The 14,308-nt window shown below is 74.9% G+C and carries 11 protein-coding genes and 2 pseudogenes; 3 read left to right on the forward strand and 10 right to left on the reverse strand.

Features of this window, described 5'->3' with window-relative positions:
- Positions 1-15: 15 nt before the first annotated feature.
- Both disA and radA read right to left on the reverse strand, forming a co-directional pair.
- On the reverse strand, positions 16-1,074 hold the full coding sequence (gene disA / locus ADK60_RS03945; RefSeq protein WP_045937986.1) for a DNA integrity scanning diadenylate cyclase DisA: 1,059 nt from the start codon (positions 1,072-1,074) through the stop codon (positions 16-18).
- 190 nt (positions 1,075-1,264) lie between these two features.
- The gene (gene radA, locus ADK60_RS03950; RefSeq protein ID WP_053643267.1) at positions 1,265-2,764 is read right to left on the reverse strand and encodes a DNA repair protein RadA; all 1,500 of its coding nucleotides are present in this window, start codon (positions 2,762-2,764) and stop codon (positions 1,265-1,267) included.
- Positions 2,765-4,240: 1,476 nt separating this feature from the next.
- On the opposite strand from radA, the gene ADK60_RS47985 reads away from it, so the two are divergent.
- Positions 4,241-5,017 (forward strand): BACON domain-containing protein, encoded by a 777-nt coding sequence (locus ADK60_RS47985; protein WP_353651724.1) that lies wholly within the window; start codon positions 4,241-4,243, stop codon positions 5,015-5,017.
- 28 nt (positions 5,018-5,045) lie between these two features.
- Here ADK60_RS47985 and ADK60_RS46130 read toward each other — a convergent pair whose 3' ends face one another.
- The 4 genes and pseudogenes from ADK60_RS46130 to ADK60_RS03965 all read right to left on the reverse strand — a co-directional run.
- On the reverse strand, positions 5,046-5,249 hold the full coding sequence (locus tag ADK60_RS46130) for a DUF1214 domain-containing protein (RefSeq protein ID WP_234370932.1): 204 nt from the start codon (positions 5,247-5,249) through the stop codon (positions 5,046-5,048).
- 19 nt (positions 5,250-5,268) lie between these two features.
- Positions 5,269-6,411: pseudogene (locus tag ADK60_RS03960) on the reverse strand (DUF1254 domain-containing protein); the annotation flags it as partial.
- Between the two features lie 48 nt (positions 6,412-6,459).
- Positions 6,460-6,720, reverse strand: coding sequence for a DUF1214 domain-containing protein (locus ADK60_RS48300; RefSeq protein WP_502687393.1), 261 nt, complete (start codon positions 6,718-6,720; stop codon positions 6,460-6,462).
- Positions 6,687-7,808: pseudogene (locus ADK60_RS03965) on the reverse strand (DUF1254 domain-containing protein); the annotation flags it as partial. The pseudogene ADK60_RS03965 and the gene ADK60_RS48300, both read right to left, overlap by 34 nt.
- A 202-nt stretch (positions 7,809-8,010) precedes the next feature.
- On the opposite strand from ADK60_RS03965, the gene ADK60_RS03970 reads away from it, so the two are divergent.
- Positions 8,011-9,042: an NAD-dependent epimerase/dehydratase family protein gene (locus ADK60_RS03970; protein ID WP_053643271.1), complete on the forward strand. Its 1,032-nt coding sequence runs from the start codon at positions 8,011-8,013 to the stop codon at positions 9,040-9,042.
- A gap of 197 nt (positions 9,043-9,239) precedes the next feature.
- Here ADK60_RS03970 and ADK60_RS03975 read toward each other — a convergent pair whose 3' ends face one another.
- Entirely contained in the window at positions 9,240-10,289 is a 1,050-nt protein-coding gene (locus ADK60_RS03975) for a family 2 encapsulin nanocompartment cargo protein polyprenyl transferase (RefSeq protein WP_053643273.1), read from the reverse strand.
- Positions 10,290-10,425: 136 nt separating this feature from the next.
- Positions 10,426-11,853, reverse strand: a complete 1,428-nt coding sequence (locus ADK60_RS03980) for a family 2B encapsulin nanocompartment shell protein (RefSeq protein WP_053643275.1) — start codon at positions 11,851-11,853, stop codon at positions 10,426-10,428.
- A gap of 360 nt (positions 11,854-12,213) precedes the next feature.
- Here ADK60_RS03980 and ADK60_RS03985 point away from each other — a divergent pair, with 360 nt between their 5' ends.
- Positions 12,214-13,299, forward strand: a complete 1,086-nt coding sequence (locus ADK60_RS03985; RefSeq protein ID WP_063783034.1) for an ATP-grasp domain-containing protein — start codon at positions 12,214-12,216, stop codon at positions 13,297-13,299.
- Between the two features lie 19 nt (positions 13,300-13,318).
- Here ADK60_RS03985 and ADK60_RS03990 read toward each other — a convergent pair whose 3' ends face one another.
- Together ADK60_RS03990 and ADK60_RS03995 are read right to left on the reverse strand one after the other, a co-directional pair.
- Entirely contained in the window at positions 13,319-13,846 is a 528-nt protein-coding gene (locus ADK60_RS03990; RefSeq protein WP_053643277.1) for a methylated-DNA--[protein]-cysteine S-methyltransferase, read from the reverse strand.
- 146 nt (positions 13,847-13,992) lie between these two features.
- Positions 13,993-14,229: a hypothetical protein gene (locus ADK60_RS03995; protein WP_053643279.1), complete on the reverse strand. Its 237-nt coding sequence runs from the start codon at positions 14,227-14,229 to the stop codon at positions 13,993-13,995.
- Positions 14,230-14,308: the final 79 nt, after the last annotated feature.

Genomic DNA, 14,308 nt, shown 5'->3' on the forward strand with positions numbered 1-14,308 from the left:
TGGCGCCGCGTCCGATCAGACGTAGCGCTCCAGGATGGACGATTCGGCAAGGCGGGACAGGCCCTCGCGGACCGAGCGGGCCCGGGTCTCGCCGACGCCCTCGACCGTCTGCAGATCGTCGATGCTGGCGGCCAGCAGCTTCTGCAGTCCGCCGAAGTGCTCCACCAGGCGCTCTATCACCGTGTTGGGCAGCCGCGGGATCTTGGCCAGCAGCCGGTAGCCGCGCGGCGAGACCGCCGAGTCCAGCGACTCCGGCGTGCCCGAGTAACCGAGCGCCTTGGCCACCGTCGTGAGGTCGAGCAGCTCGGCGTGGGTCAGCGCCTCCAGGTCGGCCAGGACCTCGGTGACGGTCCGGCCCTTCTTGGCGGCGCGCTCCGGGAAGTAGTCCCGGGCGACCAGCTCGCGCTCCGGCTCCACACCCGCGATCAGCTCGTCCAGCTGGAGCGAGAGCAGCCGGCCGTCGATGCCGAGCTCCAGCACGTAGCCGGCGATCTCGGTGGCGATCAGCCGGACCATCTCCAGCCGCTGCGCGACGGCGGTGACGTCCCGGACCGTCACCAGGTCCTCGATCTCCAGTGCGGAGAGCGTGCCCGCCACCTCGTCCAGGCGCAGCTTGTAGCGCTCCAGGGTGGCCAGCGCCTGGTTCGCGCGGGACAGCACGGTGGTGGAGTCCTCCAGCACCCGGCGGGTGCCGTTGACGTACATGGCGATCAGCCGCATCGAGTGCGAGACCGCCACCACCGGGAAGCCGGTCTGCCGGTTGACCCGCTCGGCGGTGCGGTGCCGGGTGCCGGTCTCGTCGGTCGGGATGGTGGAGTCCGGCATCAGGTGGACGCCGGCCCGGACGATCTTGGTGATGTCCTTGTCCAGCACCACGGCGCCGTCGAGCTTGCACAGCTCGCGCAGCCGGGTCGCGGTGAACTCGACGTCGAGCACGAAGCCGCCGGTACAGATCGGCTCGACGGTCCTGTCGAATCCGAGCACGATCAGACCGCCGGTGTTGGCCCGGAGCACCCGCTCCAGACCGTCACGCAGTGCGGTGCCGGGGGCGATGGCGGTGAGGGAGGCCCGCAGCAGGGCCTCCTCGCGGGAGGACTTGTCCGCCCGGTCGCTGGCTGCCACGTGACTCCTCCGGTCGACCCCGTACCGGGCGCCTCGTGCGGGGGGCGCCGGCCTGCGGTCTGTTGCTCTGTCGCTTAGTACTGCCTTATCACCAATGAGACAGGGGAAAGTCTAACTGCGTGCGGCAACGACAGGGCTTGGGTCAGTGCAGTTCGTCGGAGTCGAGCGGCTCCCACCCCTCCATGAGCTCCTCCGGGTAGGCCGCCGGCCGGTGCGCCCGGGGGGCCGGCGGCGCCGACGGGGCCTCACCCTTCGGCTTCGCGGCGGCCCGACGGCGGCCCGGGAGCGCGCGCAGCGCCTCGCCGATGTCCGCCACCTCGACCACCTTCATGCCCGGCGGGACCTTGCCCGGGTCCGGCGGGACGAGCGCGTGGGTGAAGCCCAGCCGGTGCGCCTCGGCCAGCCGCCGCTGCACACCCGTCACCCGCCGCACCTCACCGGCCAGGCCGACCTCGCCGATCGCGACCAGGTTGCTGGGCAGCGGGGTGTCCGAGGAGGAGCTGGCCACCGCGAGGGCGATCGCGAGGTCCGCCGAGGGCTCGGAGAGCTTCACGCCGCCGACGGTGGCGGTGTAGATGTCCTGCTTGCCGAGCTTCACGCCGCCGTGGCGCTCGACCACGGCGAGGATCATCGCGATCCGGGGCGACTCCAGGCCGGAGGTGGTCCGGCGGGGCGAGGGGATCTGCGAATCCACCATCAGTGCCTGCACCTCGGCGACCAGGGGGCGCTTCCCCTCCAGCGTCACGGTCAGGCACGTCCCGGGCACCGGCTTGTCACGCCTGGTCAGGAAGAGGCCGGACGGATCGGCCAGGCCCTCGATGCCCTCGTCGTGCAGCTCGAAGCAGCCGACCTCGTCGGTCGCGCCGTACCGGTTCTTGATCCCGCGGATGATCCGCAGCCGGGCGTGGCGGTCGCCCTCGAAGCTCAGGACGACGTCCACCAGGTGCTCCAGCAGACGGGGGCCCGCGATCTGGCCGTCCTTGGTGACATGGCCGACCAGCAGGGTGGCCATGCCCCGGTCCTTGGACGCCCGGATCAGCGCGCCGGCCACCTCGCGGACCTGGGCCGGGCCGCCGGGCGCGCCGTCCAGCTCGGCGGAGGCGATGGTCTGCACCGAGTCCAGGATCAGCAGGCCGGGGCCGACCGCCTCGATGTGGCCGAGGACGGCGCCGAGGTCGGACTCGGCGGCCAGGTAGAGATGGTCGGAGAGCGCGTTGATCCGGTCGGCGCGCAGCCGCACCTGGCCGGCCGACTCCTCGCCGGTGACGTAGAGCGTGCGGTGCCGGTCACTGGCGGCCTTGGCCGCGACGTCCAGCAGCAGGGTGGACTTGCCGACACCGGGCTCGCCGGCCAGCAGCACCACGGCGCCCGGGACCAGGCCGCCGCCGAGCACCCGGTCCAGCTCGGGCACGCCGGTGGAGCGGGCCGTCGCCACTTGGCCGTCCACCTGGCCGATCGGACGGGCGGGCGAGCTGACCGGCCCGGCGGCCGTCGTCCGGATCGGCACCGCGCCGTACTCCTCGACCGTGCCCCAGGCGTTGCACTCCGGGCAGCGGCCGACCCACTTGGGCAGCTGGTTGCCGCACTCGGTGCAGCGGTACGCCGGGCGCGGCTTGGCGGTGGTCTTGGTACGGGCAGCCATGCGGTCACCGTAGCGCCCGGGTACGACAACGCGGGGCGCGGCCGGGCCGGGGACGCGCGGGGGCGGGAGGGGGAGCGGGTCCACGAATGAGCGATGTTGTTACCCGAAAGAAGTACAACCGGGCGGAATGGCCCGGGCCGGGCCGCCGCCGTCTCTACCGTCGGACGGGTGACGACGAGTACGGAAGGGCCGCGCGACGCCGTCCTCGCGGCATACGAGCGACAGGTCGACGGCCTTTTCACCTACTGCCTCTCGGTGCTGTGCGAGCACGAGGCCGCGGCGGCCGCCCTGCGGGAGGTGCGCGAGCTGGCGGTGCGGCACGGCGCCCGGCTGGCCGAGCCCGGGCTGCTCCGGGCCTGGCTCTACTCGCTGGCCCGGTACTGCTGCCTGCGGCGGCTGGCGGACGGCCCGCAGGGCGGTCCGGACACCGGTACGGCGGATGCGGCGGTCAGTGCGCGCGGGATCCGGGCGGCCGGGACGGGCAGGGACGCGGCGGGCGCGGGCGGCGACAGCGGGGCGGAGGCGGTCCGGCGGCGGCGCGAGCTGGCCTCACTGGCCTGGCCCGAGGCGGCCGGCACCGATCCCGAGCAGCGCGAGGCGCTGGAGCTGGCCGTCCGCCACCGGCTCAGCCCGATCGAGGTGGCCGCCGTCCTGGGGCAGCCCTTCGACACCGTCCGGGTGCTGCTCGCCTCCGCGCGGGCCGAGGTCGACCGGACCAGGGCCGCCCTGCTGGTGCTCGGCGTGGGCAGTTGCCCCGAACTGGACCGGCTCGGCGGCGCCGGGGCGGAGAGCTGGCGGGACTGGGTGCTCGGCCCGGCGCTCCGCCGCGAGCTGGTGCAGCACGTGGTGGACTGCCCGACCTGCCGGGGGACGGCGGAGCGGGTCGCGGGCGAGGTGCCGCAGGGCCCGGGGCTGTCCGGGCTGCCGGTGCTCACCGCGCCGGCGGGGTCGGGGTCCGGCCCGGGGCCGGGTGCGGCGGGCTCCCCGGCCGGCGGGTCCGGCACCCCGGCGGACACCCCGGCGTTCCTGCCGTCGGCGGCCCGGGAGCCGACCGGGCGGCGGGCGGGCACGCCGCACCCGGTGACCGAGCCGGGGCTCCGCTTCGACCAGGGCGGGTTCCCCCGCCACCGCGCGCCGGACTCCGGGCGCGGGCCCACGGTGCGGCGCCGGGTGGTGACCACCGGCGTGCTGGCGGCCGTCCTGGCCGCGCCGGTCGTCGCGCTGTGGGCCGGACACCGGAGCGGCGGCGGGCCGGGGACGGCCGCGGCGGTCTCCTCGGTCCGGGTCGAGGGCGACGGGCGCCCGGCGGGCGGGCGGCGTCCCGGGGACGCGGCGGACGGTACGGCGGGCCGGGGCCCGGAGGCTTCGGCCGTCCCGGTGGACGGCACGGTGCTCGGCGCCGTGATCGGCGCGGCCGGAGGGACCGGCGGAATCGGCGGGACCACGGGCCGGGGCGCCGGACCCGCGGTGGCCGGGATGGAGCTCGCTGGGGCGGGGCCGCTCAGTGCAGAAACGTTGCTCCCCGGGATCCAGGGCCCGCTGATCCCGGTCCCGGCCCACGGTGCGACCCCGCTCGCCAGCCCCACCCTGGTCGCGGCACCGGCCCCCGTCGGCGGGGCGGCGGTCCTGCCGTCCGGCCCGGGCACCCCCTCGAACGGGGCGCCCGTACCGTCCGGTCTGCTGACCGTCGAGGCGGGCGAGTACGGCAACCGGACGGTGCTCACCCTCACCAACTCCGGCGGCACCGAGATCCGCTGGCACGCCGTGGTGGACGCGTCCTGGCTGCGGCTCAGCCGCGACTCCGGGACGCTCGCGCCCGGGCAGCGGATCACGGTGATCGTCAGCGTCGACGAGGACCTCGCCCCGGCGACCCGCTGGACCGCCCGGATCGCGCTGCCGCCCTCGCAGGCCGTGGTCACCCTGGAAGGCGGACCGCAGCACCGCGGCGGGTCCACCTCGGCCCCGGCCGAGCCGGGCACCGGCGAAACGACCGCCGCGCCGAGTCCCACCCCCACCGGCGGGCCGACCCCGTCCGGCACGCCGGCACCCACCGGTTCGCCGACGGCCACCCCGGCCCCGACGACGACCCCGACCGGCGGCGCCACCCCGACCGCGACGCCCACGCCGACCACGACGCCCACGCCGGCCCCCACGTCCACGCCGAGCCCGACCGGGTCGGCGACCCCGTCCCCGTCCCCGTCCACCGCCGCTCCCTCCGGGCCGCCCGCCTCCACGGGCCCCACGCCGCACTGAGCCGCCCCGGGCGGCCCGTCGGCCCCCGCTACCGCCGGCGCAGCGGCGGGACGCGGTACGAGCCGTCCAGGGCCGCCGGGCCCGGCCAGTAGAGGCGCAGCACCGCGGTGAACGGGCCGTCGGGCGCGGGCAGCCAGTTGGCGGCCTCGTCCGGGTCGGCGGGCCGTTCGTGGCACAGGTGGAGGGTGAGACCCGTGGCACAGGTGGAGGGTGAGACCGCCGTCCGGGTCACGGACCAGGCCCGGGGTGCGGTCGCCGATCGCGTACCGGCCGCCCGGGTCGGGCACCAGGCGGTGGTCGGGCAGGCCGTACACGGTGAGGGACCAGAAGGCCGCCACGGGCGGCAGGCCGTCCGGCGGGAAGTGGAGGGCGTAGTGGTGGGCGCCGTCCAGCGGGCGGCCGTCGGCGTCCTCGGTGGTGGCCGCCGACAGCGCCTCGTAGGCGTGGCTGCCCCAGAGGCCGGCCCGGGCGGCGGCGGCCCGGCTGAGGTAGGCGGCGCGGCGGTCCGCGATCCGCCACTCGGGGCCGTCCAGGGTGCCCGGGCCGAGGAAGTCGACGTTGTGGTCGAACAGGTGGAGCGCCGCCCGCCATTCGCCGGCCGGGTGGTCCTCGGGCGGCCGGGTGGCGTCCTCGACCCGTTCGCGTCCGGCGGCGAGGCCGCTCGCCAGGGCGAGCGTCCAGTCCGGGACGGCCCTGCGGTACGGGGAGGGCCCGGGGTCGAGCAGGCCGAGCGGCGCGAACCGCTGCTGGTAGTCCAGGTCGGGCTCGGCCGGCGGGAAGGCGGCCGCCCAGACCCGGAGCCGTTCGAAGAAGGCCAGCCGCTCGGGCACCTCGGGGTCCGGCGCCGGCAGTCCGGCGGCGAGGCCGCCCGGCTCCATCGGTTCGAGGACCAGCCCCGCCTGGAGCGCCCGCACCCGGGGCAGGTCGTCCGGGCCGGCGCAGGCGAACCGGCCGACGAGGACGGCGACGGTCGTCGGCGCGACGATCACCCGGTCCGGATCGGTCGGGGTGCCGTGCCACCCGGGCGGGACGATCAGCCAGGTCTGGGCGGCGGTGCCGGTGGCGCGGCTGCCGATGTAGGCGAAGTTGGCGGTCCACGCGTCGACGAACTGCAGCACGTAGTAGGCCGGTCCGGCCTCGGGAACCCGCAGCAGCTGCGGCCCCTCGGAGAGGTCCAGCGGGGCGACCGAGTAGAGGACGTCGACGTTGGCGGAGCCGAAGTCGTCCTCGGGGCCCGCCCGGCGGGCGGCGTGGGCGAAGCGGTTGAACGGGGCGGGCGGCAGGACGCCCAGGCCGCCGTCGACGAAGCGGTCGAGCATGGTGAGGCCGGCGACCAGCGGATAGCCGTAGACATAGGCGTCGGCGGCCATGGCCTCCAGCTCGGGCTGGGTCATGGGGGCGTCCTTCCCGGGCCCTGGCTCGGACCGGTGGTGGCCGGCGGGTCAGCGCCGGACGAGCGGGGGCGGCGTCCAGCGGCCGTCGAGCACCGCCCCGTCCGGGCCGTAGACGCGCAGCACCGCGGTGAACGGGCCGTCGGGCGCGGGCAGCCAGTTGGCGGCCTCGTCCGGGTCGGCGGGCCGTTCGTGGCACAGGTGGAGGGTGAGACCCGGACCAGGCCGGGGGTGCGGTCGCCGATCGCGTAGCGGTCCAGGGCGTTGTCGACCAGTTGGCGGCCGGGCAGCGCATACATGGTGACGGACCAGAAGTAGCGGGCGGGCGGCAGTCCGTCCGCCGGGAAGCGCAGCAGGTGGTCGTGCCGACGCGCGTCGGGCGGCCGTTCCCCCTCGCTGTCCGCCTGCCAGGCGCCGTACCAGGCCTCCTCGACGGGCAGCCCGTACAGGCCGGTGAGCGCGCCGACGGCCTGGTCCAGGTACCGGGTGCCGATCCGGTCGCGGGTACCGAAGAGCCCGACCGAGGACTCGGTGCGCGCGGCGGCGCGGGCGAGTTCGGCCTTGCCGTCGGCGATACCGCGTTCGATCTCGGCCCGGACCGCGAGGGGCAGCGCGGCCGGTTCGAACTCGCCCCGGCCGTCGACGCCGAGGTCGGTCAGCCGGCCGCGCAGTTCGGCCTCGGCGGGCAGGACCGGGAAGAAGCCGAGCAGGAAGTCGAGGTAGGAGAGGAACTCGACGGTGTCCAGCGCCTCTTCGCGCCAGACCGGCCAGACCGGTTGCGGGGCCGGCTCGGGCTCCGGGTCGCCGGTGTACTCGTGCAACGGGCGGAGGCGGTAGCCCTGCTGGATCGCGCCGAGCTCCCGGACGGCTTCAGGGGAGGACCCGTCGGACTGGGTGCGGCCGACGATGCCGACCAGCCGGGTCGCCGCGCGGATCACGCTCCTGATGCCGGGCGGCGGCTCGCCGTGCCAGTCCGGGCCGGCCACCAGGTGGTCGCCGGCCTCCCGGTCGGTGCTCCGGGAGCCGACGAACCCGGCGTAGACGGTGTCCAGCTCGTGAACCGGCAGGACGTAGTAGCGGTCCGTCGCGGGCACCGAGAGCACCCAGGGCTCGGTCCGCAGGTCGAGCCAGGCCCAGGAGCAGGGGGTGTCGTTGTTGGGGGTGACGACATCGGTATTGGCCGGGGTGAAGGGGTTCGGGTAGTGCCGGAAGACGCCGAAACCGCCGACGTAGCGGGGGTCCGCGTCGTCCAGCGCCTGGGTGTAGAGGGTGCGGTAGTTCTGCAGGATCGGCCAGCCACGGATCCACGCCCGGGCGGCGGTCGCGCGGATGGTGTCCGGGTCCACGAGTGCCGGGTTGACCATGGTGCCGCTCTCCCCTGCGTCGGGCCTCGGGGGCATGACGTAGATATCGGTACAGATCGGATGCTATGCGGGTCTCCGGGGGGCGGCATCCCGGTGGCGGCGGCAGGAGGCGGACGGGCGCGGAGGGGGACGGACGGGGACGGAGGGACGGCCGCGGGAGCGGGGTGTCCGGAGGGCGGGCCTCCGCCCAGGGCGAACGGCGGTATGCGGAGCGACTGACCGGGACAGCCTTGCCGGTATGAAGATCCTTCTGCTCGGCGGCTCCTCCTTCCTGGGACGGGCGTTCGCCTCCGAGGCCCTCGCCCGGGGCCACCACGTCACCACCTTCAACCGCGGCCGCACGGCCGCCGACCTGTCCGACGTCGAGGCCGTCCGCGGCGACCGCGACTCGGCCGAGGACCTGGCGCGGCTGGTCGAGGGCCGGCACTGGGACGCCGTGGTCGACACCTCGGCCCAGCAGCCCGCCCAGGCCGCGGCCACAGCCAGGCTGCTGCACGGCCGCGTCGGCCACTACACGCTGATCTCCTCCGTCCACGCCTTCGCCGACTGGCCGGCCCGGGCCGTCGACGAGACCTCACCGCTGCACCCCTGCCCCGCCGACACCCCGCCCGGGCAGGAGTTCAGCGCCGCGCTCAAGGCGGGGTGCGAGCGCGCCGTCCTGGAGTACTTCGGCGCCGACCGCGCGCTGATCCTCAACAGCGGCCTGCTGATCGGCCCGTACGAGCGGGGCGGCCGACTGCCCTGGTGGCTGGAGCGGATGGCCCGGGGCGGCCGGGTACTGGCACCGGGCGAGCCGGGCCGGCCGATGCAGCTGATCGACGTCCGGGACTTCGCGGCCTTCGGACTGGACCTGCTGACGGCGGGCACCACCGGGAGCTTCCTCACCACGGCGCCGCCCGACCTGCTCACCTACGGGGAGTTCCTGGCGGGGTGCGCGGCGGTGGCCGGCGGCGCGGACGTCGAGCTGGTCTGGGTCCCGGACGAGCGGTTGCTGAAGGAGGGGCCGGACAGCGTCCAGCCGTGGAGCGAACTGCCGCTCTGGCTGCCCGAGGGGGCCGAGTCGGCGGGGACCTGGCGGGTCGACTCCGGACGGGCGGAGGCGGCCGGACTGCGCTGCCGGCCCTTCGCCGAGACCGCCCGGGACACCTGGGACTGGCTGCGCCGGCGCGGACCGGCCGAGGACACCGAGTCGGACGGGCGCAAGCGCGGCCGGATCATCCACGGCATCGAGCCGGCGAAGGAACAGCGGCTGCTGGAGGCTTCGGCCTGACGGCGGCGGGCGGCGGACCGGTTCCGACCCCGGTGTCGCCGCCTCGGTCCCGGCCCCGGTGTCGCCGCCTCGGTCCCGGCCCCGGTGTCGCCGCCTCGGTCCCGGCCCCGGTGTCGCCGCCTCGGTCCGGTGTCGCCGCCTCGGTCCCGGCCCCGGGGAGAGCGGGGTGCCCGCTCCCCCGGCGGCGTCGCCCGGCCTCAGTGGGTCCGGCGGGTGACCAGCTCGGCGAGCGCGAGCAGCTCGTCGGCCGCCGAGGGCTCGGGCACCGCGAGGGCCAGCTGGGACATCGCCGCCGCCATCCGCTCACAGGACTCGCTCTGGGCCCAGGCCCGCCCGCCCGCACCCTCGACGGCGGCCGCGCAGCTCGCCAACTCCTCGGCGGTCAACTGCCGTTCCAGGGCGTACAGCTCCGCCAGCCGGTCCCCGTCGGGCGTCCCGGAGCGGAGCGCGGCGACCACCGGCAGCGACTTCTTGCGGACCAGGAGGTCCGCGCCGACCGGCTTGCCGGTGACCTCCGGGTCCCCCCAGATGCCGATCAGGTCGTCGATCAGCTGGAAGGCCAGACCGATCTCCCGGCCGAAGCCGTCCAGCGCCTGCGCGGCCTCCTCGGAGCCGCCCGCGTACCGGGCGCCCAGCGCGCAGGCGGTACCGAGCAGGGCGCCGGTCTTGGCCTCGGCCATCGCCAGGCACTCGGTCAGCGAGACGTCGCTGCGCTGCTCGAAGGCGCAGTCGATCTGCTGTCCCTCGCACAGCTCCACCACGCAGTCGGCCAGCCGGCGGACGGCGTCACCCGACACCGCGTGGCCGTCCTCGGCCAGCAGGCGCAGGGCCAGCGAGTGCATCGCGTCGCCGGCCAGGATGGCCTCGGTGGTGCCGAACACCAGCCAGGCGGTGGGGCGGTGCCGCCTGGTCTCGTCCCGGTCGATGATGTCGTCGTGCAGCAGCGTGAAGTTGTGCACCAGCTCGACGGCGGCCGCGGCGGCGGTGGCCTTGGCCGGGTCCCCGCCGAGGGCCTGGGTGGCGGCGAGCACCAGGGCGGGCCGGATGGCCTTCCCGGAGGGCGCGGCCGACGGCGAGCCGTCCGCCTCCCACCAGCCGAAGTGGTAGCCGGCCACCCGGCGCATGGTGCCGGGCAGCGAGTCGACGGCCGCCCGCAGCACCGGGTCGACCAGGGTGCGGGTGCGCGCGAGGACGTCCCGTGCCTCGTGCCCCTCACGATGGTCGCGCTCCAGCGTGAACATTCCCATGGGTCCTCCCCCTTGGTGGTACGACGGGCCGGCCCGGTGGCGGACGGGCCCTGCGGCGGGCCGGGACCGTCAGGGGCGCCGTCCGGCCGGGGGTGGTTCCCCGACCGGACGGACGACGCGGTCCCGGCCGACCCGGTCAGTCCTGGCGGTGGGCGATGTCGACGTTCTCCAGCACGCCGACGGCGTCCGGCACCAGAATCGCGGCCGAGTAGTAGGCGCTCACCAGATAGGAAATGATGGCCTTCTCGTCGATTCCCATGAATCGCACCGAAAGGCTCGGCTCGACTTCATCCGGAATTCCGGTCTGGTGCAGACCGATGACACCCTGGTTGTCCTCGCCGGTACGCATCGCGAGGATCGATGTGGTGCCGCCACCGGTGATCGGGATCTTGTTGCACGGGAGGAGCGGCACTCCGCGCCAGCCGAGGACCCGGCGGCCCTGCAGCTCGACGGTGTCCGGGTAGAGGCCGCGCCGGTTCCACTCGCGGCCGATGGCGGCGATGGCCCTCGGGTGGGCCAGGAAGAGTTTGGTGCCGCGGCGGCGGCTCAGCAGCTCGTCCATGTCGTCCGGGGTGGGCGGGCCGGAGTGGGTCTGGATCCGCTGCTCGTGGTCGGCGTTCCGGAGCAGACCGAACTCCGGGTTGTTGATCAGCTCGTGCTCCTGGCGCTCGCGCAGCGCCTCGACGGTCAGCCGGAGCTGGTGCTCGGTCTGGTTCATCGGCTGGTTGTAGAGGTCGGCGACCCGGGAGTGCACCTTGAGCACCGTCTGGGCGACGCTGAGCTCGTACTCGCGCGGCCTGAGCTCGTAGTCCACGAAGGCGGTGGGGAGTTCGTACTCGCCGTGGTGGCCGGCGGAGAGGCCGATCGCGGCCTCGCCGTGCTTGTTCTGCGGCTGCTGGAAGCCTTCCAGGTACTCCATGATCTGCAGCTGGAGGGCGTCGGAGCGGTCGACGAGCTCCTGGAAGTCGGCCCAGCGCAGCGACAGTACGGTGCCGGCGGTGGCCGCCCGGACGGTGTACGGCCAGTCGCCGTTCTCCTGCCGGAGCGCCTCGTCGCCGAGGTGGTCGCCGTCGGCCAGGGTGCCGACCACCGTCTCCTCGCCGTACTTGCCCGTTCCCAACCGGTTGAGCTTCCCGTACGCGATGATGAAGACCTCGTCGATCGGCGCTCCGGCGGCGACCAGGACCTCACCCGCGGAGAACTCGCGTTGGACGAAGCGCCCGGCCAGCTCCTCCAGCACGGAGTCGTCCGGGAAGCCCCGCAGGACCGGCACCTCGCGCAGGGTCTGGGGCAGGATCCGGGCCTCGCTGCCCGTCCGGTCGAAGCTCACCCGGCCGCGGCCGACGGCGTGGCGCAGCCGACGGTTGACCCGGTAGGTGCCGCCCGAGACCTGGACCCAGGGGAGCGTCCTGAGCAGCCAACGGGGGCTGATCTCCTGCATCTGCGGCGCGGACTTGGTCGTCGTCGCCAGGTTGCGCGCGGCCGCGGTCGCGAGACTCTGCTGGTCCCGGGTCTGCGCTTCACCGCCCGGTGCAGGAATACCGACGTTGGTTTCGGTCGACATAGGGAGCCCTTCGCGTACCCGTACCCGATGAAGTGTCGCCTTGCAACTTGCAACAATCATGGTGGGCCCATTCGGAGGGCTGCCGCAATCACTCTTTCGAGTGGTCGGAATAACCGAAAAAATAGTACGAATAGAATGTCTGATCGATATTGAATCGATCAAGTGATCCAATGCGTTCCGGAACAGGACGGTCCGGTTCGCCCCCTCGGCCGTCGCCCGGCGGACCCACGACGGACCCACCCCGCGTTCGGGCCCGTTCGACCGGCCGCTAGGGTGCCACCTCAAAGGGCCACGGAGCCAGGACGAATGCGGCCGAACCACAGCCCTTCCTCCTCGTTCACCCCTGCCCTGGGAGCCCCCTTGAGCGCCCCCGTCACCGTCTGGCTCAACCGCACGTACGCCGAGAACGTGTTCTTCATCGAACAGCTGCACGCCGCCCCCCGCGCCGTCCGGGTCCACGCGACCCACGTCGACCCCGACTCCCCCGTCCTCGCCGCCGCCGACACCGCCGGCCTGGAACCCGCCGACCTCACCCCCGACGCCTACGTCGCCTACGCCCTCGACCACTGCGCCCGCCACCGCGTCGACGTGTTCGTGCCCCGGCTGCACCAGCTCGCGATATCCCTGCACCGCCACGAGTTCGAGGCCGTCGGCACCGCCCTCGCCTGCCCGCCGCCCACCGCGATCGCCGCCTTCGGGAGCAAGGCCGACGGCTACGCGGCGATCGCCGCCGCCGGACTGCCCACCCCGCCCTGGTGGCTGGTGCGCACCGCCGAGGAACTGGTCGGCGCCGTCGACCTGATCGAGGCGGCCGGCCTCACCGCCTGTCTCAAGCCCGCCTCCGGCGCCGGCGGGGAGGGCTTCCGGATGCTCACCCGCGAACCCTTCGCACTGCACCGGCTGGCCGGCTGGGACAGCCGCGTCCAGGTCGACCAGGTGGCCGCCGCGCTCGACCTGGCGGCCCGCGAGACTCCCGGCACCCCCGCCGACCTGCTGGTCATGCCCTACCTCGACGGCCCCGAGGTGTCCGTGGACTGCCTCGCCGACCTGGACGGCACCCTGCTGGCCGCCGTCGGCCGCAGCAAGCACCGGCGCCGCCGCAGCTTCACCACCGAGCCGCGGTACCTCGAACCGGCCCGCCGCCTGGTCGAGGCCACCGGCATGGCCTACCTCTCCAATGTGCAGTTCCGCCACCTGCACGGGGAGCCGGTGGTCATCGACGTCAACACCCGCCCCTCCGGCGGACTGCACCAGCTGCGCCTGTGCGGGCTCAACCTCCCTTGGAACGCGGTGCAGTTGGCACTCGGCGAACGCCCGGACACCGACTGGGCCGGGGACCCGACGGGGATCGAGTACACCCTGGTGTCCGGCATCCAGCCGGTACTGCCGCACCGGCTGCCGCCGTTCGCCCCGGCCGGCCGGCCGACGGGCGCGCTGGTGCACTGACTCACCGTCACCCGACCGGCTACAGCGGCCCGTTCCAGTCCAGCGTCGGCTCCAGCACCCCTTCCAGGGTCAGCAGCCAGCGCTTCACGTCGATCCCGACCCGGCCGCCGCCGAAGCCGCCGATCCCGTCCGCCGCCACCACCCGGTGGCAGGGCACCAGCAGCGCGACGGGGTTGGCGGCCATCATCTGCCCGACCGTCCTGGCCGCCAGGCCGGGCTCCTCGACCCCGGCGAACACCCCGCTGCGGGCGGCGAGTTCGCCGTAGGTGATGGTCCGCCCGTACGGCACCTCGCGGAACAGGGTCCGCAGCACCTCCCGGTGCGGGCCGGTGCTCAGGCTCCAGTCGATCGGCAGCTCCAGCTCCCGCCGCCGGCCCGCCAGGTACTCGCCGACCCGGTCGGTGACCGCGGCGATCTTCGCCCCGTCGGTGCAGCGGGGCAGTTCGCCCTCCCGCCCGAGATAGCCGACCGCCGCCACGCCCTGCGCGGTGACCGCGATGTGCAGCGGCCCGCTCGGCAGCGGCGTCTCCACCGTCAACCAGGACAACGGCGCCGTCGTACTCCCCGCCACGTCTTCCCCCCTGCTGTCCGCCGCGCCGGTGGTGCCGCCCGGGCCCGTCCGGACGCGCACCGGCCACCCGGCCCGCGCGCCATCGTACGGCGGACCGGGCGGACGCCCCGGAACGGCCGCGGTCAGGGGCGCCGCCCCTGCAGCTCCGCGGCGACCGAGCGCGACCAGCGCGCGAGTTCGGCCCGGTCGGCGGGCGCGCCCTCGCACAGGGCGGCGACCTGGGCGTCGTTGATCCGGTTCGGCCCCGGGATCTCCAGCAGGTACGCGAGTTCGTCCAGAACGGTCGCGAGCCGCACGGCGTCCGTGTGGTCCAGCGACGCGGCCGCCTCGTGGTGGCCGATGGTGAGAGAACCGGGCATGGTCTGCCTCCTCCGTTCGCCCCCGCACCCCCCACGGTACGACCGCCCGCCTCACCCGGCACCCGCCGCGGACCGGGCC

The organism is Streptomyces sp. XY431 (assembly GCF_001279805.1).
Classification (GTDB): domain Bacteria; phylum Actinomycetota; class Actinomycetes; order Streptomycetales; family Streptomycetaceae; genus Kitasatospora; species Kitasatospora purpeofusca.

Excerpts from the sequence above, each read along its gene's own strand:
- ADK60_RS47985 (WP_353651724.1), top strand. The coding sequence starts at position 4,241 with ATGGAGCTCGCTGGGGCGGGGCCGCTCAGTGCAGAAACGTTGCTCCCC.
- ADK60_RS03970 (WP_053643271.1), top strand. The coding sequence starts at position 8,011 with ATGAAGATCCTTCTGCTCGGCGGCTCCTCCTTCCTGGGACGGGCGTTC.
- radA (WP_053643267.1), bottom strand. The coding sequence starts at position 2,764 with ATGGCTGCCCGTACCAAGACCACCGCCAAGCCGCGCCCGGCGTACCGC.
- ADK60_RS03975 (WP_053643273.1), bottom strand. The coding sequence starts at position 10,289 with ATGGGAATGTTCACGCTGGAGCGCGACCATCGTGAGGGGCACGAGGCA.
- ADK60_RS03980 (WP_053643275.1), bottom strand. The coding sequence starts at position 11,853 with ATGTCGACCGAAACCAACGTCGGTATTCCTGCACCGGGCGGTGAAGCG.
- ADK60_RS03995 (WP_053643279.1), bottom strand. The coding sequence starts at position 14,229 with ATGCCCGGTTCTCTCACCATCGGCCACCACGAGGCGGCCGCGTCGCTG.